Below are 18714 nucleotides of genomic sequence, written 5' to 3' on the forward strand. Positions count from 1 at the left end.
GCGGCCTGACGCTTCGGGGCGCCCGCTCGACCAGGCTCGGTGCCATGACCGAACTCGCCGCCAGCACCCGCGGCCTCACCAAGTCCTACGGCCACGGCGACACCCTGGTCCACGCGCTCCGCGGCGTCGACCTCGACCTGCCGGCCGGCCGCTTCACCGCGATCATGGGGCCCTCCGGCTCCGGCAAGTCCACGCTGATGCACTGCCTGGCCGGGCTCGACCAGCCGACCTCGGGCAGCGTCACGGTGGCCGGCCGCGAGCTGGCCGGCCTGGACGACGACGGGCTCACCCGGTTCCGCCGCGACCACCTCGGCTTCGTCTTCCAGGCGTTCAACCTGCTGCCGATGCTGACCGCCGAGCAGAACATCTGGCTGCCCACCGAGCTCGCCGGCCGCGACCGTCGCGACCCCGAGCTGGCGGCGCGCTTCGCGCAGGTCGTCGACACGCTCGGCATCAGCGCGCGGCTCACCCACCGCCCTGCGGAGATGTCCGGCGGCCAGCAGCAGCGGGTCGCGATCGCCCGCGCGCTCGTGAACGCGCCCGCGATCGTGTTCGCCGACGAGCCCACCGGCAACCTCGACAGCACCACGTCGGCCGAGGTGCTGGCGTTCCTGCGCCGTTCGGTGCGCGAGCTGGGCCAGACCGTCGTCATGGTCACCCACGAGAACGAGGCCGCGCGCTACGCCGACGACGTCGTCGTGCTCACCGACGGCCAGATCGCCAGCCGGGTCGCGGCCTGATGCGTACCGTCCTGCTCGCCTCCCTCCGCACCCACACCCGCCGGTACGGCGCCGCGCTCCTCGCGATCGTCGTCGGCGTGGTGTTCATCGTGGTCACGGCGGCGCTCTCGTCATCGGTGCGCAGCGGCCTGAGCGCCGGCATCGGCGAGCCGTACGAGGGCGCCGACGCCGTCGTCGACGACCCCTCGCCCGAGGACGCGGCCCGGCTCATCGAGGCCGCCCCCACGACCGGCGCCGACGCCTGGCTGATCGGCTGGACCACCCAGCAGGTCGCCCGCGACGGCAAGGTCGTCGACAGCAGCGCCGACGTCGGCCAGGTGCCGGACCGTCCCGAGCTGCGCTGGCAGAAGCTCGTCGACGGCACCTTCCCCAGCGCGCCGGGCGAGGCCGTCGTCGACGCCAACGCCGCCAAGGTGGACAAGATCGCCGTCGGCGACCACCTGCGCGTCGGCACCGGCGCCGGCGCGCTCGACGTCACGGTCACCGGGCTCGTCGACTCGCCGTCGACGTACTCGGTGGCGTCGGTCTACCTGCTCTGGAGCGACCTCGCCCGCTGGACCGACCGGATGTACGTCACCAGCCTGGCCTGGAGCGGGTCCGGCGACCTCGCCGCCGCGACGAGCGCCATCGAGGACGTCGTACCGGACGCGGACACGGTGTCGGTCGGCGCCTACGTCCAGAAGCTCCAGAAGGACGTCAACAACGGCGTCGACGTGATCGCCATCGTGGTGCTGCTGTTCGCCGCGATCGCACTGCTGGTCGCGGTGCTCGTCATCAACAACACGTTCGCGATCCTGTTCGCCCAGCGGGCCCGGGACTTCGCGCTGCTGCGCTGCGTCGGCGCGACCCGGCGCCAGCTCGTCCGCTCGGTACGCCTGGAGTCGCTCGCGCTCGGCGTGCTCGCCGCGGTGGTCGGCGTCCTCGGCGGGCTCGGGCTCGGCCACGGGCTCGTCGCCTTCGTGCGCCACCAGTGGCCCAGCGCCCGGCTCGGCCCGGCCGACGTCGACCCGCGCTGGCTGGTCGCCGCGGCGGCCGTCGGTCTCGGCGTCACGCTGGTCGCGGCCTGGCTGCCGACCCGCCGTGTCGTGCGGGTCAGCCCGCTCGCCGCGCTGCGCCCCGACGACAGCACCCGCGTGACGACCCGGGCCGGGCGGGTGCGCGTCGCGCTGGGCCTGGCCGTCGTCCTGCTCGGCGCCGCCGGTCTCGCCGTGGCGATCGCCGCCTCCAGCCCGCCCGTGCTCGTCGTCGGCGGCGCCGCGACGTTCGTCGGCGTGCTGCTGCTCGGACCGGTCCTCGTCCCCGGCCTGATCCGCACCGCGGGCCGGCTCGGGCACGGGATCCTCGGTCCGGTCGGCCGGCTCGCCGCAGGCAACGCGGTCCGCAACCCCCGTCGTACGGCGGCGACCGCGGCCTCGCTGCTCATCGGCGTCACCCTCACCACCGCGGTCCTGACCGGCATGGCGAGCTCGCGCTCCGCGCTCACCGCCGAGATGGACGACCAGTACCCCGTCGACCTCGCCGTCACCGGCGCCACCGCCCTCCCGCCGGACGTCGTCACCCGGCTCGGCGAGATCGACGGCGTGGACGGCGCGGTGAGCGTGCCCGGCACTCCCGCCGAGATCGCCGGTCTGGGCAAGGTCCCCGTCGTCGCGGAGCCCGCCGGCGCGGGCACCGGCGTCCGCCCGGTGCTGCACGGCGACCTGCCGTCGGTCGGCACCCGCCAGGTCGTCGTCCCGTGGGACCTGCTCGGCGACGGCGTCGAGGAGGGCGACCGGGTCGCGGTCACCGTCGGCGAGCGCAGCGTGCGGCTGCGGGTGGTCGGCGGCGAGGGCTGGGGCGATGCCGCCCTGGTCAGCATCCCGACCCTGCACCGGCTCGCGCCCGACGCCGCCACCCAGGCGGTCTGGCTCCGCGCCGCGAACGGCGCCGACCCGCAGGACCTGGCCGGCTCGGTCGAGGCGATCGGCTCCCCGGTCGACGCGAGCCTGCAGAACGGTCTCGCCCGGCGCTCGTACGTCGACGTCCAGCTCGACGTCGTCACCGGCGGCGTCGTCGGCCTGCTCGGCATCGCCGTGGTGATCGCGCTCGTCGGCATCGCCAACACGCTGGGCCTCTCGGTCCTCGAGCGCGGCCGCGAGCACGCCCTGCTGCGGGCGCTGGGCCTGACCCGGCGCCAGGTACGCCGGATGCTCGCCGCCGAGGCGGTCCTGCTCGCCGTGGTCGCGACCCTCGTGGGCACCACGCTCGGCGTGCTCTTCGCCTGGGCCGGCGTACGGGCGCTCGTGGAGCCGGCGGTCGACGGAGCGCACGTCGTCCTGCCCTGGGGGCAGCTCGCCCTGGTCATCGCGACCTCGGCGCTGGCCGGTCTCCTCGCCGCGGTCGTCCCCTCGCGGCGGGCGGCCAAGGTCACCCCCGCGGCGGGTCTCGCTCTGGAGTAGCACCCCCGGTTCCCCCAGTTGCTCGCTAGGCTCTGCCCTCGTGAGCGACTGGGGGAAGGTCCGCCTGCACGTGGTCACCGGCAAGGGTGGCACCGGCAAGTCCACCGTCGCGTCCGCGCTCGCCCTCGCGCTGGCCACCCGCGGCAAGAACGTCCTGCTCTGCGAGGTCGAGGGCCGCCAGGGCATCGCCCGGATGTTCGACGTCGACCCGCTGCCGTACCAGGAGCGCCGGCTCACCACCGGACTCCCCGACGCCGACGGCGGCCGGGGCGTCGTCCACGCGCTGCACATCGACGCCGAGGCCGCGCTGCTCGAGTACCTCTCGATGTACTACCGGCTCGGCCGGGCCGGCAAGGCCCTCGACCGCTTCGGCGTCATCGAGTTCGCGACCACCATCGCGCCCGGCGTCCGCGACGTCCTGCTCACCGGCAAGGTCTACGAGGCGGTGCAGCGCAACAGCCGCAACAAGGGCGCCATCGAGTACGACGCCGTCGTGCTCGACGCCCCGCCCACCGGCCGGATCACCCAGTTCCTCAACGTCAGCAACGAGCTGGCCGGGCTGGCCAAGGTCGGCCCCATCAAGTCCCAGTCGGACACGATGATGACGCTCTTCCGCTCCCCCCGCACGGCCGTGCACCTGGTCACCGTGCTCGAGGAGATGCCGGTCCAGGAGACCGCCGACGGCATCGCCGAGCTGCGCGCCGCGCGGCTGCCCGTCGGCGGCGTCGTCGTCAACCAGGTGCGCCCGCGCGACCTCACCGACGAGCAGCTCGCCGCCGCGCGCACCGGCGCCCTCGACCGCGCCCGGATCGAGCAGGACCTCGTCGACGGCGGGGTCGAGGTCGGCCCCGGCCTGGTCGACGGGCTGCTCGGCGAGGCCGCCGACCATGCCGAGCGCCGGGCGCTCGAGGACTCCCAGCGCGACCTGGTCGCCGGGCTGGACGTGCCGTCGTACGAGCTGCCGCGGTTCGCGGGCGGCATCGACCTCGGTGGGCTCTACGAGCTCGCCGGACTCCTCCGAGAGCAGGGGATGGCGTAGCGATGGCGGCACGAAGCTCGACCCAGCACCCGTCCCGGGTCGGTCCCGCCACCGCGCCCGGGCAGCGGGCCGGCGCGCTCGACGTCGACGCCCTCCTCGACGACCCGACCACCGGCATCATCGTGTGCTGCGGCTCCGGCGGCGTGGGCAAGACCACGACCAGCGCCGCCCTCGCCCTGCGGGCCGCCGAGCGGGGCCGCAAGGTCGTCGTCCTCACCATCGACCCGGCCCGCCGGCTCGCCCAGTCGATGGGCATCGAGGAGCTCGACAACACCCCGCGTCCCGTCACCGGCGTCGAGGGCACCGGTCACCTCGACGCGATGATGCTCGACATGAAGCGCACCTTCGACGAGGTGGTGCTCTCGCAGGCCAGCCCCGAGAAGGCCCAGCAGATCCTGGCCAACCCGTTCTACATCGCGCTGTCGAGCTCGTTCGCGGGCACGCAGGAGTACATGGCGATGGAGAAGCTCGGCCAGATTCACCGGGACGCACAGGCCACCGGCACCTACGACCTCATCGTCGTCGACACCCCGCCCTCGCGCTCCGCGCTCGACTTCCTCGACGCGCCCGAACGGCTCTCGAGCTTCCTCGACGGCCGGTTCGTGCGGCTGCTGCTGATGCCCGCGAAGGGCCCGGCCAAGCTGATGACGGCCGGGCTCGGGCTGATCACCAACGCGCTCACCAAGGTGCTCGGCGCGCAGTTCCTCAAGGACCTGCAGACCTTCGTCACCGCGCTCGACACCGTCTTCGGCGGCTTCCGCCAGCGCGCGCAGCAGACCTACTCGCTGCTCAAGGCCGACGGCACGGCGTTCCTCGTCGTCGCCGCCCCCGAGCCGGACGCCCTGCGCGAGGCCGCCTACTTCGTCGAGCGGCTCAGCGAGGACGGCATGCCGCTGGCCGGGCTGGTCGTCAACCGGGCCAGCCCCGACCCCGGCGGCGAGCTGTCCGCCGACGAGGCGATGACCGCGGCCGAGCGGTTGCGTCGTACCGACCCGGGGTCGCTGACCGCCGGACTGCTCCGGCTCCACGCCGACCGGGTCCGCATGGTCCAGCGCGAGCGCGCGCTGCGCGACCGGTTCGCGACCGCGCACCCGCAGGTGGCGACGGCCGTCGTACCGGCACTGGCCGGCGACGTCCACGACCTCGACGGCCTGCGCACCGTCGGTGCGCTCCTCGGTCAGACGGTCGCGGGGTCCTGACGGTCCCGCGCGTCCTCGAGGACCTTGCGCCACGAGGCCTGAGGGCGGCGCCGCAGGAGCGCACGGCGCTCCCGCTCCGTCATCCCGCCCCAGACACCCCACTCGATCTGGTTGTCGAGCGCCTCCGCGAGGCACTCGGTGCGCACGGCACAGCCGGCGCAGACCTGCTTGGCCTTGTTCTGCTCCGCCCCACGGACGAAGAGCTGGTCGGGCTGCTGGTCCCGACAGGCAGCGCGAGGCGCCCAGTCATCTACCCACATAGTTGTCCCCTGAATGGTTCCCACATCCGAGGAGCCAGCACCCCCACAGCGCTTGGTTCTCCTCGACCGAATCAAAGTAAAGGAGGATCGCCAATACCGACACCGCTCATTGGGCCCAACCTGCCTAGTCACAACGGACTAGGCGCACGAGGGTGAGCGTGCTCCACGACTCGGAGCGATGAGGGCCCGTCCCGTACCCTGAGGCGCATGTCCCGCACCCGGTTCGACGGTCTGCCGCCCGGAAAGATCGCCTCTCACCTCGGCGTCATGTTCCTCGTCGCCGCCGTTCTCGGCGTCGTCGTGGCCGGTCTCGCGATCCCGTTCGCCGGCGTGGTCGGCTTCTCGGCCCGCAACGTGGCCGAGTCGGTCGACGACCTCCCCCAGGAGCTCGAGACCGAACAGCTCCCCCAGCGGACCGAGATCGAGGACGTCAACGGCAAGACCATCGCGACGCTCTACGACCAGAACCGGGTCAACGTCCCGCTCCGCCAGATCTCGCGCACGATGGTCGAGGCCATCGTCGCGATCGAGGACTTCCGCTTCTACCAGCACGGCGCGCTCGACCTCAAGGGCACGATGCGCGCCCTGCTCACCAACCAGGCCTCCGGCGGCGTCGCCCAGGGTGGCTCCTCGATCACCCAGCAGCTGGTCAAGCTGACCCTGCTCAACCAGGCCGACACCGACGAGGAGCGCAAGGCCGCCACCGACGACACCTACGGCCGCAAGCTGCGCGAGCTGCGCTACGCGATCGCCCTCGAGAAGCGCCACAGCAAGGACTGGATCCTCGAGCGCTACCTCAACACCGCCTACTTCGGCGACGGCGCCTACGGCGTCCAGGCCGCGGCCCAGCACTACTTCAGCGTCAACGCCAAGGACCTCAACCTGCGCCAGTCCGCCCTCCTCGGCGGCCTCGTGCAGAGCCCCGAGGCGTACAACCCGACCAAGAACCCGGCCCAGGCCACCGTCCGCCGCAATATCGTCCTCGACCGGATGGCCCAGCTCAACGTCATCACCGACCAGGCCGCCGACGCCGCCAAGGCCAAGAAGCTCGGCCTCAAGGTCAAGAACGAGCCCAACGGCTGCCTCAACTCCGGCGCCCAGTTCTTCTGCGACTACGTCGTGCGCTGGCTGATGACCGATGACGCCCTCGGCGCCACGCCCCAGGACCGCAAGCGGCTCATCTTCAACGGCGGCCTCACGATCCGCACGACCATCGACATGCGCTACCAGCGCGCCGCCCAGCAGGGCGTCTCCGGCCAGGTCTACAAGGGCGACCAGGCCGTCGGCGCCCTCGCCCTGATCGAGCCCGGCACCGGCAACGTCAAGGCGCTCGCCCAGTCCCGCCCGATGGGCACCAAGAAGAACAAGGGCGAGACGTTCCTCAACTACGTCGTCCCCAAGAAGTACGGCGACGCCAACGGCGTCCAGGCCGGCTCGACGTTCAAGGCGTTCGTCCTCGCCGCCGCGATCAGCCAGGGCATCCCGCTGACCAAGACCTTCCCGGCGCCCAACCCGGGCTACTTCCCGCTCAACAAGTTCGAGACCTGCGACGGCCCCTACCAGAGCAGCGAGATCTGGGACCCGAAGAACTCCACGAGCTCGTCGGCCAACCCCAACCTCTACGAGGGCACCCGCAACTCGGTCAACACGTTCTTCGTCAACCTCGAGCTCGCCACCGGCATCTGCGAGCCCTACAAGCTGGCCAAGCAGATGGGCATCCGCTCGCTCACCAAGGACGACATCAAGCCGGCCTTCACCCTGGGCATCGTCGACGTCAGCCCCCTCGACATGGCCGAGGCCTACTCGACCTTCGCCGCCCGTGGCCTGCACTGCGACGCCCGCCCGGTCACCCAGATCTCCGACGCCCAGGGCAACGTCCTCAAGAAGTACGACAAGCAGTGCACCCAGGTGCTCGCCAGCCCCGTCGCCGACGCGGTCAACGACGTCCTCCAGGGCGTCGTCGCCCCCGGCGGCTTCGGCTCCGCGCTCAACCCGGGCCAGCCCGCGGCCGGCAAGACCGGAACCACCAACGGCAACCTGTCGGTCTGGTTCGCCGGCTACACGCCCAACCTGGCCGGCGCCGCGATGGTCGCCGGCGTCAAGCCCAACGGCAACCAGGACACCCTCGACGGCAAGTCCATCGGCGGTTACGTCCGGGCCAGCACCGCCGGCTCGACCACGGCCGGCCCGATGTGGGGCGACGCCTTCAAGGCGATCGCGCAGTGGCTGCCCGACGAGAGCTTCGTCAAGCCCTCCTCGACCGACGTGGCCGGCCTGCTGATCACCGTTCCTCCGGTGGCCGGCAAGTCCTACGACGACGCCCGCGCCGAGCTCGAGGGCCTCGGCTTCACCGTGGTCCGCGGCCGCGACGTCGATTCGCGTCTCGCCCGCGGCCTGGTCTCGTACTCCTTCCCCGCCGCCGGCGGTCAGCTCGCCACCGGCGACACCGTCACGCTCTACCCCTCCGACGGCTCGCCGGCGAAGCCCAAGGGCAAGAAGGGCAAGGGCAAGAAGGGGCGCGGCAACGGCTGACGCCGCGGCTTGACCTTGCCCCACGGGGCAAGGTCTACCGTCGTCCCGTGCTCATCAAGGACCTCGCCGAGCGCGCCGGCGTCAGCGTCAAGGCGGTGCGGTACTACGAGTCCCGCGGGCTCCTGGCGCCCGCGCGGGCGGCCAACGGCTACCGGGAGTACGACGACGCCGACGTGCTCGTCGTACGGGAGATCCGGGCGTTGCTGTCGCTCGGGCTGACCGCCGACGAGACGGTGCCGTTCGTCGAGTGCCTGCGGGCGGGCAACGACCGGGCGGACGTGTGCCCGGCGTCGCTGGATGCCTACCGGCTGAGGATCGCCGAGATCGATGAGCGCATCACCGAGCTGAGCCGGTTGCGCGGGGAGCTGTCCGGGCTCCTCGCGGATGCGGAGAGCTATCGAACCGAGGAGGACGCATGACTGCGACGACGACCCTGGCCGAGATCACCGACGCCGACTTCGCGAGCGAGGTGCTCGGCTCGGACGTGCCCGTGCTGGTGGAGTTCTGGGCCCAGTGGTGCGGACCGTGCCACCAGGTCGCGCCGGCGCTGGTCCGGATCGCCGAGGAGCGGGAGGGGGCGCTGCGGGTGGTCAAGGTCAACAGCGACGAGAACCCGATCACCTCCGCGCAGTACCGGGTGATGGGGCTGCCCACGATGATCGTGTTCCGCGGCGGTCAGCCGGTGCACGAGCTGCGCGGGGCCCGGCCCAAGGCGGCGCTCGACCGCGAGCTCGACCAGGCGCTCGCCGGGTGATCCTGGAATAGCGGCCACGGCCGTGGTCTTGTGGAGACATGACTCTTCAAGGTGAGTACGAGCCCAGCTCGCAGAAGTGGGTCCGCGACCAGGTCGCGGCCTACGAGGCCTCCGGCGGCCGCGAGGCCAACACCCTCCAGGGCGGCAAGGACCCGATCGTGGTGATCACGTCGGTGGGCGCCAAGTCCGGCAAGCTCCGCAAGAACCCGGTCATGCGGGTCGAGAAGGACGGCGTCTACGCCGCCATCGCCTCCAAGGGCGGGGCTCCCGAGAACCCCAGCTGGTACGCCAACTTCGTCGCGCACCCGGTGGTCGACCTCCAGGACGGTCCGGAGCCGAGCTCCTACACGGTCCGCATCGCCGAGGGCGAGGAGCGTCAGCAGTGGTGGGACCACGCCGTCGCCACCTGGCCGACCTATGCGTCGTACCAGACGAAGACGGACCGGGAGATCCCCGTGTTCCTGCTGGAGCCCGCCGGGGACTGACCGACGCCGGAGCGGTCAGGCGGTCGCGATGGTGACCGCGAGACCGCAGAGGTGGCCGAGCCGGGCGATCTCGGACTCGGCGAACTCGGGCCCGCCGCGGCGGCCGACGATGACGATCTCGTTGCCGTCGAGGCGGGCCGCGGCGAAGAGGGTGACCTCGTCCTCGGGCGCCTCCAGGCGGAGCGGGGCCTCGATCTCGACGAAGTCGAGCTCGTCCGGGGCGGCGCTGGTGCCGTAGACGACGCCCTTGGCGCGGTGCACGCGCGCGGCCCAGTCGACCCGGAAGGTCGCGGGCAGCAGGTCGATGAGCTTGTCGAAGTCGCCCGAGGCGGTGGTGAGCTCCTCGACGGCCTCGAGGTCCATCATCAGGTTGCCGCCGGCCGGGTACCGGCTGACGAAGAGCACCTCGACGTCGTCGAGGGCGTTGCAGGCCGAGACGACGGAGTCGGGCATCATGCCCTGCTCCAGCTCGAGCAGCACGTCATCGACGGCCGTGCCGTCGGAGCGCTTCTCGACGATCTCGATCGCCTCGATGTCGCCGCCCGCCATACCGATGGCCGTCGCCACGCGACCCAGCGAACCGGGGACGTCGGGCAGCAGCACGCGCAGCAGGAACGGCATGAACTCGACACTAACCCGCCCGTGTTTCGCCGGTGTGGCGGGCCCACCGGTTGGGCACGGCGGGCGCGCCGCCCTCCTAGTCCGGTACGACGGGCCCGGCGAGGCGCTGGCGGAGCCCGGTCGCCCGCTGTGCGGTCGTCTCGACCGCGGCCCGTACGGCGGCCTCGGAGCCCACGACCAGCACGCTCTCCCGGGCCCGGGTGACCGCGGTGTAGAACAGCTCGCGGGTCAGCAGCCGGGAGCCCTCGTCGGGCAGCAGCACCGCGATCCGGGTGGCCTGGCTGCCCTGGCTCTTGTGGATCGTCATCGCGTGCATCGTCTCGATCGCGTCGAGCCGGGCGGGCGCGAAGGGGCGGGGCGCCCCCGCGCCGGCGATCCAGGCACGGGGCCGGCCGGAGGGATCGGTCACGACCACCCCGGTCTCGCCGTTGTAGATGTCGAGCGCGTAGTCGTTGCTGGTGACCAGGAGCGGGCGGCCGGCGTACCAGGCGGAGCCGAGCGGGGCGGCGAGCTCGTCGGCGAGCCACTGCTCGACATGGCGGTTCCAGACGTGGACGCCGTAGGGGCCGTCCCGGTGGGCGCAGAGCAGCCGGAACCGCTCGATCTCGGCTAGTGCGGCCTCCGGTCCCCGCTCGACGGCCGCCTCGCGGACCCGGACCGCCGCCGCGGTGCACTCGTCGCGCAGCGCGGAGACCGGGTCGTCGGTCTCGACGTAGGCGACCTCGCCCGTCCCCGCCCGCAGGACGGCGAGCACCCGGTCGGCCGCATCGGGTGAGTCGTCGCGCAGGGCAGCGGCGAGGTCCTTGATCTGCTCGGTCGAGCGGTGGTTCTCGGTGAGGGCGACGACCGGCGAGTCCGGGTGGCCGGCGAACCCGGCGACCAGGTCGGAGAGCACCGCGCCGGCGCCGACCGAGGTCAGCTGGCGCGGGTCACCGACGAGCACGAGCCGGGTCTCGGGGCGGACCGCCTCGAGCAGCCGGGCCATCATCGTCAGGTCGACCATCGACGCCTCGTCGACCACGACGAGGTCGTACTTGAGCCGGTTGTCGCGCCCGTGCCGGAACCGGGTGGCGTTGTCGGGACGCCAGCCGAGCAGGCGGTGCAAGGTCATCGCCTCGGGTACGGCGAGCTGGTGGGCCCCGTCACCGAGCGCGCCCAGCGCGCCGAGCTCGGCCCCGACCGCCTCGTGGAGCCGGGTCGCGGCCTTGCCGGTCGGCGCGGCGAGCGCGACCGACATCCGTCGCTCGTGGGTGAGCGCGAACTGGTCGTGGAGCGCGAGCACCAGACGGGCCACGGTGGTGGTCTTGCCGGTACCGGGTCCGCCGGTGAGGACCGTCGTCCGGTGCCGCGCCGCGTGCTCGACCGCGGCGGCCTGCTCGGGGCTGAGGTGCTCGCCGCTGACCCGGCGCAGGGTCTCGGCGAGGACGGCGTCGTCGACCGCGGGGGCGCCGAGCGCGATCCGCGCGCCCAGGTCGTCGGCGACCTGCCGCTCGAGCCGGTGGTAGCGGTCGAGGTAGACCAGGTCGTGCTCGACGTGCAGCACGCCGGCCGCGACGAGCGCGGAGTCGGCGATGGCGGCGGTCCACGCGGCGCGGTCGGGCCAGGTGAGGTCGGCGGTCTGGGCGAGCTCGCCGAGGTCGGGCAGCGCGGCGAGGTCGAGGCCGACCGAACCCGCCCGCACCGACCGTACGGCGAGCGCGGCCGCCAGCCGGACCCGGTCGTCGTCCTCGTGGGCGAGGGCCGCCACCCGCTCCGCGACCCGTACGTCGGCCGCGTCGACCACACCGGCCGCGTTGAACGCCCCGAGCAGCCCGTCGAGCCCGCGCGCCAGGCGCGGGTCGTGGGCCGAGGTGGGCTCGAAGATCTCGGTCATCGGCCGGCCTCCGGGGATGCGCCGTCGAGCAGGTCGGACAGTGCGGTGACGAGCGCGACCGGCGGCTGCCAGGTGAACACCCCGGTCGGGGCACCGTCGACGCGCGGGGTCTGCGGCCCGCACATGCCGCGCAGGTAGAGGTAGACGACGCCGCCGAAGTGGCGCTCGGGGTCGTAGCCCGGCTGGCGCCAGCGCAGGAAGCGGTGGAGCACGACGGCGTAGAGCAGCGCCTGGAGCGGGTAGTCGGAGTGCCCCATCGCCTCGTCGAGCGCCTCGGGCCGGTAGGCGCCGGCGGTCAGCGGCCCGGCGAGCTCGTCGGCCATCGGGCCCAGCCAGTTGGTCTTGTAGTCGACCACGACATAGCGAGCGTCGGCGGCAGCGGTGGCGCCGTCGCGCAGCCGCAGCACCACGTCGATCGACCCGGTGAGGTAGCCGCGCAGCACCTGACCGCCCAGCAGCGGGTTGTCGAGCGTGTCGGCGTAGGCCCGCACCGGGTCGCCCTCGGGCAGGTACCGGCGCAGCAGGGCCGCCATGTCGCCGAGCAGCACGGTCGCGCTCGTGGGCGCGGGATCGTCGCCCCCGGCCAGCGGCAGCTCGAAGTCGAGCTCGCAGAGCCGGTCGGCCGTACCGATCGCGCGCAGCGTGGTGTCGTCGAGCAGCGGTCCGAGCGGGGTGTCGAGCACCTGGACGAGGGCGTCGGCGAGCTCGTCGGGCGCGAGGTCGACCGGCCACCAGGTGAGCTGCTCGTCGATCTGGGTGAGCAGCTCGGCGCGGAGGTCGGCGGCGCCGGGGTCGGCGTGCTCGAGGACGCCGTGCACGAGGGAGCCGAAGGTCGCGCCGACGGGCAGGCCCGCCATCGGCGAGGGTACGGCGAGCGCCGGGTCGTCCTCGGCCGCGGAGGGCGCGGGCAGGTCGGGCAGCGCCTCGTCGTCCTTGACCCGCACCTCGGGCTCGCTGTCGACCGCCTCGGGCGCCCCGGGTCCGCCGAGGTCGACCCGGCTCAGCGCCGAGTACGACGTCCGGCGCCACTCGGTGTCGACCCCGCGGGTGAAGGTGCGGGCGGTGAGCGCGGCCGGCGGCTCCGCGGGGAGCGCCGCGCTGAGCGGCACCGGCTCGGCCACCTCGGGCTGGGGACCGCCGCGGTCGCGCCAGGTGGCGAACAGACGGGCGGCCGCGTCCTCGTCGGGCAGCGGCGGGAGCGGGGGCACCTGGGCGCGCAGGCCCGAGCCGTCGGCGGCGGGCTCGCGCAGCAGCAGCCGGTGGAGGGGCGAGGCCTCGGCGTTGCGGGTCGGCGCCCACCAGGCGACGACCTGGCTCTGGGCGCGGGTGAGCGCGACATAGAGCAGGCGCAGCCACTCGCCCGCCTCTTCGTCGGCCCAGCGCCGGCAGTGCTCAGCCCAGTGGGGGCCGGAGCCGCCGACATCGAGGGTGCGGCGTCCGTCGGCGTCGTGGAACAGCGGCCGGTCGGGCTTGCCGACCCAGCGGTCGGCGAGCGAGGGCAGGTAGACGACGGGGTACTGGAGGCCCTTGCTGGCGTGGATCGTGACGAGCTGGACCGCGTCGGCGTCGGAGTCGAGGCGGCGGGTCCGCTCGGTGCCGCGCCCCTCGCGGGCCTCGAGCACCTGGTCGCGCAGCCAGGCGAGCAGCGCCACCGCGCCGAGCTGGTCGCGCTGGGCGATCTCGTGGAGCACCTCGCCGATGTGGCGGACGTCGGTGAGGGTCCGCTCGCCACCGACCTGGCCGAGCAGCCGGGCCGGCAGGCCGCCGGACGTGGCGGCTTCGAGGACGGCGGCCACGCCGCGCCGGGCGAGCGCCTCGGACCACGACCGCAACCGGTCGCCCAGCTCGTCGGAGAGGTCGTCGCCGCCCGCGTCGAGGGTGGTGGCGTCGTACCCGAGGAAGCAGGTGAGGGCCGCGGCCCGGACCCGCGGCGTGCGGTGCGGCTGCTCCAGCGCCTCGAGCAGGGAGAGCCACTCGGTGGCGGCCGGGGTGGCGAAGACGCTGCCGCCGCCGGCGATGACGGCCGGCACGCCGACGTCGAGCAGCGCCCTGCGCGCGGCGGCCAGATCGGCGTGGCGGTAGCAGATCACCGCGATGTCGTCGGGCCGCAACCGGCGCCCGTCGAAGGTCGGCTCGGCCGCGAGCAGCTCGCGTACGTCGTGGGCCAGGTCGCGCGCGATGTGGGGACGCACCTTGGCGACGGGCAGCGCGGTCGTCCCGCGCTTGCCGAAGGTCTCGCGGCGCACGACGCGCATGCGGAAGGGCGCCGGGCGGGGCGCTCCGACCAGGCGCGACTCCTGGTGGTGGGCCGTCACGTCGTGGACGACGATGCGCGGGTCACCGAGCTCGGCGCCACCCAGGAGCCGGCCGAAGGCGTCGATCAGGCCGGCGTCGCTGCGCCGGTTGACGCCGAGCGTCTGCTTGACCTCGGCGGTCTCGGCGGCGGTGAGGTAGGTCGTCACGTCACCGCCCCGGAAGGCGTAGATCGCCTGCTTGGGGTCACCGATGAGCACCATCGTCGCGTGGCCCGAGAACGCCCGGTCGAAGACCTGCCACTGCACCGGGTCGGTGTCCTGGAACTCGTCGACGAGGACGATCTTCCAGCGGGTGCGCATCCGCGCCCGGGCCGGGGAGTCGACCGGCTCGAGCGCCTCGGCGAGCTGGGAGAGCAGGTCGTCATAGGAGAGCACGCCGAGGCGGCGCTTGCGCCGGTCGAGCTCGGCCCGCACGGCCGTGGCGAAGGCGACCTTGCGGCCGGCGACCTGGTCGCGCGGGACGTCGGTGGGCTCGAGCCGCGCCTGCGGGTCGGCGACGACGGTGCGGGCGATCGCGAGCGCGTCGGCGTGGGAGAAGGCCGGCGCCTCGCTGGTCTGGGCGAAGGCCCGCAGGTAGAGGTCGTCGACGACCTCGACCAACATGTCGTCGAGGTTGTCGACCAGCCGGGCCCGGGCGTCGGTGTCACCGGCGACGCCGAGCGAGTCGAGCACCAGCGAGCAGAACTGGTGGATCGTGGCGATGGTCGCGGCGTCGAAGTCGGCCAGCGCCTGGGTCACCCGGCGGTGGCGCCGCGCGCGCTCGTCGGGGGCGCAGTCGAGCAGGTGCTCGATGACGTCGGTGGGCACGTCGTCCGGCGTACCGGCCAGGGCGCGCTCGGCCTCGACGAGCTGGTGCCGGACCTGCTCGCGCAGCTCTTGGCTGGCCGCCCGCCCGAAGGTGACGACGAGGAGCTGCTCCAACGGCACGCCCTCCTCGGCGACGTAGCGGGTGACGAGCGCGCCGATCGTCCAGGTCTTGCCGGTGCCGGCGCTGGCCTCGAGCAGGGTGGTGCCCGTGGGCAGCGGGCCGCGGATGTCGAACGGCGTCATCGGGGTGGTCACAGATGGCCCACCTTCTCGGCGCCGGCGAGCAACGGCTCCCACACCGTCCACGCGTACGACGCCAGCCCGGCGTCGACGAGCGCGGTCACGGGCGCGGAGTGGCCGTAGACGCGGCGGTGGGCGGGGTCGTCGTCCTCACCCTTGATCCCCCACTGGTTGAACGGGTCGGTGACCCAGGCGCGGGCGGCGGCCTCGACCGGGTCGGCGTCCATGCCGCGCAGCTCCTTGGCGTGGGCGTCGGCCCAGGCGTAGGCGGTGTCGAGGGGCATCGGCAGCGGCCGGGTCAGCCCCTCGTCGTAGAGCGCGACCAGGGCGTGGAGCCACTCGGTCGCCCGGTGGTCGATCGGGCCGACGAGCGCGCGCTGGGGGCCGGCCTTGGCGCGGGCGACGGCGTGGCCGGTCCAGTTCTCGTCGGGGTGGGTGGCGGTCAGCGCCAGCACGTCGAGCCAGGAGGCCAGGCGCTGCTTGGGCTTGAGCCGCGAGTAGGACAGCGAGACGACCTGGTTGCCGTGGACGCGGGGGACGGTGCCGGTGAGCCGGCGTCCGCCGCCCAGGTCGACGTCAACGTCGACCGTGCGCGGCGTGCCGGCCCGCAGGGCGGCGCTGCGGGCGAACAGCTCCTGGCACTCCTTGACCACGTCGGTCAGCGCCGCCCGGCCGAGGTCGAAGGGCGGCAGCGAGCCGCGCAGCTGCTCGGCGGTCATCACGGCGGTCGCGGTGGCGGCCGGGTCGTCGGCGGCGAGGACCTCGCGCAGCAGCCGGTCGCCGATCTGCCAGACCTCGAGCCCGTTGAGCGCGACCGGGATCGCGTCGGCGACCTGGTCGGGCTCGAACGGCGTGGCCACGTCGAGGCGCCGGCGCAGGAAGGTCCGGGCCGGGCGGTGCACGAAGCCGACCAGGTCGGCGAGCGTCACGTCCCCGGCCGAGGCGGGGGCCGGCGGCAGCGGGTCGGCCAGGAACGGCGGCGGCGCGGTGCGCTCGCGGACCGCCGCCCGCGCCCCGGCCAGCGAGGCCCGGTCGAAGCTGAACGCCCCGGCACCGACCAGGGCGCCGGCGGTGTGGTTGCGCGGGTCGAAGGCCTGGAGCGGGTGCCGCACGACGACGACCGGCCGGGCCGGGGTGGCCGCGGTGCGGTCGAGGGCGTCGACCAGCTCGCCCAGCGGTACGGCGGGCGGCCGCTCCTGGCCGGTGTGCTCGGCAGCGCCGGTGTAGGTGATGATCAGCCGCTCCCCCGCCGCGAGCACGGCGTCGAGCAGGAGCTGGCGGTCCTCGCCGCGCAGGTCGCGCTCGCCCACGAGCGGACGCCGGGCGAGCACGTCGTCGCCGTCGACGCCGCTGGTCCGCGGGAAGACGCCGTCGTCGAGACCGACCAGGCACACCACCCGGTGGGGCACCGAGCGCATCGGGACGAGGGTGCTGACGGTGAGCATCCCGGTCCGGAAGTTGGCGCGCGTGGGGCGACCGGCGAGGCGGGCCTGGAGCAGCGCGCGGACGTCGGCCAGCCGGAGCGGTACGCCGGGGTCGCTCTCGTCGGCGCTGGCGCGGGCCCGGGCGAGCTCGCGCTCGAACTGCGGCAGCTGCCAGGCGTCGTCGGCGTCGACCTCGCACAGGTCGCGCACGCCGTCGGCGATCGCGGCGAACCACGCGTCGGCCGCCTCGGCCCGGCCGAGCGCGTCGAGGCAGCCGGCCAGCCGGGCGACGGCCTCGCTGAGCCGGCCGACGAGCTCGATCTCGCCGCTGGCGATGTCGTCGACGGGCAGCCCGCGCCCGACGTGGCGGTGGTCGTCGTCGCTCATCGCGACACCGAGCAGGAGCCGGTCGAGGCCGGCTCGCCAGGTGTTGTGCTCGAAACCCTCCATCGCGTAGGACGCGCGGTGTCCGGCGTCGACGCCCCAGCGGATCCCGGCCTCGGCGACCCAGCGGGTCATCCGGGCCAGGTCGTCGTCGCCGAACCCGAACCGCCGCCGGCACACCGGCCGGGACAGCAGGTCGAGCACCTGGGACGCGGTCGCCCGGCCACCGGCCAGCTCGACGAGCGCGACCGCCACGCCCAGCAGCGGGTTGGTGCTGCTCGCGGCACGGTCGGCGAGCCGGACCCGCAGCCGGTGCGCGGGATGGAGCGCGTCGTCGGTGCGCTCGTCACCGATCAGGTCACCGAGGCCGAAGCCGGCCGAGAAGAGCGGTGCGTAGGTCTCGATGTCGGGGCACATCACGACGATGTCGCGCGGCTCGAGCGTCGGGTCGTCCTCGAGCAGACCGACGAGCAGCTCGCGCAGCACCTCGATCTGGCGGGCCGGACCGTGGCAGGCGTGGACCTGGACCGACCGGTCATCGGCGGCGAGCACCCGCCCGGCGCGGGTGGCCTCGTCGGGCGCCTGGTTGGCGCGCAGGTCGGACTGGAGCCAGCCGAGCAGGTCCGCGGGCGGCACCGGGTCGGGCGCCGTACCGGCGTCGTCGGCCTCACCGGCCCGCACCCGCGCCCCGAGGACGGTGGCCAGCTCGCGGGAGTCGCGCCCCAGCGAGGCGAGCAGCGGGTGCTCGGCCAGCTCGGCGGAGCCGCAGGTGTCGCGCGGGCCGACCGGGACGCCGGCCGCGGTCACCGCGTCCCAGAGCGCCGCGGACGGCTGGGACAGCCAGAGGTGGACGTCGCGGTGGGCCGCGAGCGCGACCAGCAGGTCGACCTCGGTCGCCGGCAGCCGGGTGTGCCCGAACAGCGAGAGCCGCCCCGGCAGGTCGAGGCCGTCGGCCCCACCCGCGCGCAGCGTCGCGCACACCCGCTCGTGGCGCTGGTCGGGCGCCTCGGTGTGCCCGGCCGCGGCCATCCGCGCGAGCAGCCGGCGCCACAGCTCGGCCTCCCAACGCAGGTCGTCGGCCAGCTGCTCGCCGGTGCCGTCGGTGTCGCGCCCCTCGCGCCAGTCGCGCACGAGCGCCGGGCGCTGGACGGCGTACGACGTGAGGCGCTCGGCCAGCCGCCGCGCGACCGACCACCGGCGACTGCGCCGCAGCTCGCCCTCCTCACCGTCGAGCCCGTGCCCGAGGTGGGTCGCCAGCGTCGCGCACCACGGCTCACCGAGCACGTCGTCGATCGTCGCCAGCAGCGGCCAGACCAGCCGGTCCGGGTGCCACGGGTCGTCCCGCTCACGCCCCAGCAGCAGCCCGACCAGCGAGGCCGGCTGGAGGAAGCGCACCCCCGCGCACACTCCGTCGCCCCCACGCGCGCCCGTGCCGAGCCGGTGCGAGAGCCGCTGGGTGAGCCACCGCTCGACCCCCCGCGCCGGCACCACGACGACCTCGCTGGCGAACGGGTCGTCCAGCGGCGTCGCGAGCAGCCCGCCGAGCTCGTCGGCGAGCAGGTCGGTCCGCGCGGCGCGGTGGAGGTGCAGGGTCATCGAGGCG

The 18714-nt window shown here is 74.1% G+C and carries 13 protein-coding genes; 8 read left to right on the plus strand and 5 right to left on the minus strand.

Annotated elements, in window-relative coordinates; all coding sequences use genetic code 11:
• Window positions 1-44 precede the first annotated feature (44 nt).
• From CCO04_RS08910 to CCO04_RS08925, 4 genes are read left to right on the plus strand one after another with little or no spacing between them, the layout of a single operon-like run.
• A complete protein-coding gene (locus CCO04_RS08910) occupies window positions 45-740 on the plus strand; it encodes an ABC transporter ATP-binding protein (protein ID WP_215813722.1) in 696 nt (231 codons plus the stop codon).
• Window positions 740-3178, plus strand: coding sequence for an ABC transporter permease (locus CCO04_RS08915; RefSeq protein WP_215813723.1), 2439 nt, complete (start codon window positions 740-742; stop codon window positions 3176-3178). Before CCO04_RS08910 ends, CCO04_RS08915 begins: the two co-directional genes overlap by 1 nt.
• Before the next feature lie 40 nt (window positions 3179-3218).
• Window positions 3219-4217, plus strand: a complete 999-nt coding sequence (locus CCO04_RS08920; protein WP_308281164.1) for an ArsA-related P-loop ATPase — start codon at window positions 3219-3221, stop codon at window positions 4215-4217.
• Window positions 4218-4219: 2 nt separating this feature from the next.
• A complete protein-coding gene (locus CCO04_RS08925) occupies window positions 4220-5416 on the plus strand; it encodes an ArsA family ATPase (RefSeq protein WP_215813724.1) in 1197 nt (398 codons plus the stop codon).
• On the opposite strand, the gene CCO04_RS08930 is transcribed toward CCO04_RS08925, so the two are convergent.
• Entirely contained in the window at window positions 5395-5676 is a 282-nt protein-coding gene (locus CCO04_RS08930) for a WhiB family transcriptional regulator (protein WP_038683329.1), read from the minus strand. The two genes, CCO04_RS08925 and CCO04_RS08930, sit on opposite strands and share 22 nt — an antisense overlap.
• A gap of 207 nt (window positions 5677-5883) precedes the next feature.
• Between CCO04_RS08930 and CCO04_RS08935 the strand changes: the two genes are divergently transcribed.
• From CCO04_RS08935 to CCO04_RS08950, 4 genes are read left to right on the plus strand one after another with little or no spacing between them, the layout of a single operon-like run.
• Window positions 5884-8208, plus strand: coding sequence for a transglycosylase domain-containing protein (locus CCO04_RS08935; RefSeq protein ID WP_215813725.1), 2325 nt, complete (start codon window positions 5884-5886; stop codon window positions 8206-8208).
• A 47-nt stretch (window positions 8209-8255) separates the two neighbouring features.
• Window positions 8256-8627, plus strand: a complete 372-nt coding sequence (locus CCO04_RS08940) for a MerR family transcriptional regulator (RefSeq protein WP_215813726.1) — start codon at window positions 8256-8258, stop codon at window positions 8625-8627.
• On the plus strand, window positions 8624-8962 hold the full coding sequence (trxA, locus tag CCO04_RS08945; RefSeq protein WP_305799866.1) for a thioredoxin: 339 nt from the start codon (window positions 8624-8626) through the stop codon (window positions 8960-8962). Before CCO04_RS08940 ends, trxA begins: the two co-directional genes overlap by 4 nt.
• A gap of 38 nt (window positions 8963-9000) precedes the next feature.
• Window positions 9001-9447 (plus strand): nitroreductase family deazaflavin-dependent oxidoreductase, encoded by a 447-nt coding sequence (locus CCO04_RS08950; protein WP_215813727.1) that lies wholly within the window; start codon window positions 9001-9003, stop codon window positions 9445-9447.
• 15 nt (window positions 9448-9462) lie between these two features.
• Here CCO04_RS08950 and CCO04_RS08955 read toward each other — a convergent pair whose 3' ends face one another.
• The 4 genes from CCO04_RS08955 to recC all read right to left on the minus strand — a co-directional run bounded on the left by CCO04_RS08955 (window position 9463) and on the right by recC (window position 18707).
• Window positions 9463-10068 (minus strand): amino acid-binding protein, encoded by a 606-nt coding sequence (locus CCO04_RS08955; RefSeq protein ID WP_215813728.1) that lies wholly within the window; start codon window positions 10066-10068, stop codon window positions 9463-9465.
• 76 nt (window positions 10069-10144) lie between these two features.
• The gene (recD, locus tag CCO04_RS08960) at window positions 10145-11941 is read right to left on the minus strand and encodes an exodeoxyribonuclease V subunit alpha (RefSeq protein WP_215813729.1); all 1797 of its coding nucleotides are present in this window, start codon (window positions 11939-11941) and stop codon (window positions 10145-10147) included.
• A complete protein-coding gene (locus CCO04_RS08965; RefSeq protein WP_308281165.1) occupies window positions 11938-15318 on the minus strand; it encodes a UvrD-helicase domain-containing protein in 3381 nt (1126 codons plus the stop codon). Before CCO04_RS08965 ends, recD begins: the two co-directional genes overlap by 4 nt.
• Window positions 15315-18707, minus strand: a complete 3393-nt coding sequence (gene recC, locus CCO04_RS08970; protein ID WP_215813730.1) for an exodeoxyribonuclease V subunit gamma — start codon at window positions 18705-18707, stop codon at window positions 15315-15317. Before recC ends, CCO04_RS08965 begins: the two co-directional genes overlap by 4 nt.
• Window positions 18708-18714 lie beyond the last annotated feature (7 nt).

It is taken from the genome of Pimelobacter sp. 30-1 (assembly GCF_018831735.1).
Lineage (GTDB): Bacteria > Actinomycetota > Actinomycetes > Propionibacteriales > Nocardioidaceae > Nocardioides.

Coding starts and splice junctions, on each gene's coding strand:
- CCO04_RS08955 (WP_215813728.1), bottom strand. CDS start 10,068: ATGCCGTTCCTGCTGCGCGTGCTGCTGCCCGACGTCCCCGGTTCGCTG.
- CCO04_RS08925 (WP_215813724.1), top strand. CDS start 4,220: ATGGCGGCACGAAGCTCGACCCAGCACCCGTCCCGGGTCGGTCCCGCC.
- CCO04_RS08930 (WP_038683329.1), bottom strand. CDS start 5,676: ATGTGGGTAGATGACTGGGCGCCTCGCGCTGCCTGTCGGGACCAGCAG.
- trxA (WP_305799866.1), top strand. CDS start 8,624: ATGACTGCGACGACGACCCTGGCCGAGATCACCGACGCCGACTTCGCG.
- CCO04_RS08935 (WP_215813725.1), top strand. CDS start 5,884: ATGTCCCGCACCCGGTTCGACGGTCTGCCGCCCGGAAAGATCGCCTCT.
- CCO04_RS08910 (WP_215813722.1), top strand. CDS start 45: ATGACCGAACTCGCCGCCAGCACCCGCGGCCTCACCAAGTCCTACGGC.
- CCO04_RS08915 (WP_215813723.1), top strand. CDS start 740: ATGCGTACCGTCCTGCTCGCCTCCCTCCGCACCCACACCCGCCGGTAC.
- CCO04_RS08950 (WP_215813727.1), top strand. CDS start 9,001: ATGACTCTTCAAGGTGAGTACGAGCCCAGCTCGCAGAAGTGGGTCCGC.
- recC (WP_215813730.1), bottom strand. CDS start 18,707: ATGACCCTGCACCTCCACCGCGCCGCGCGGACCGACCTGCTCGCCGAC.
- recD (WP_215813729.1), bottom strand. CDS start 11,941: ATGACCGAGATCTTCGAGCCCACCTCGGCCCACGACCCGCGCCTGGCG.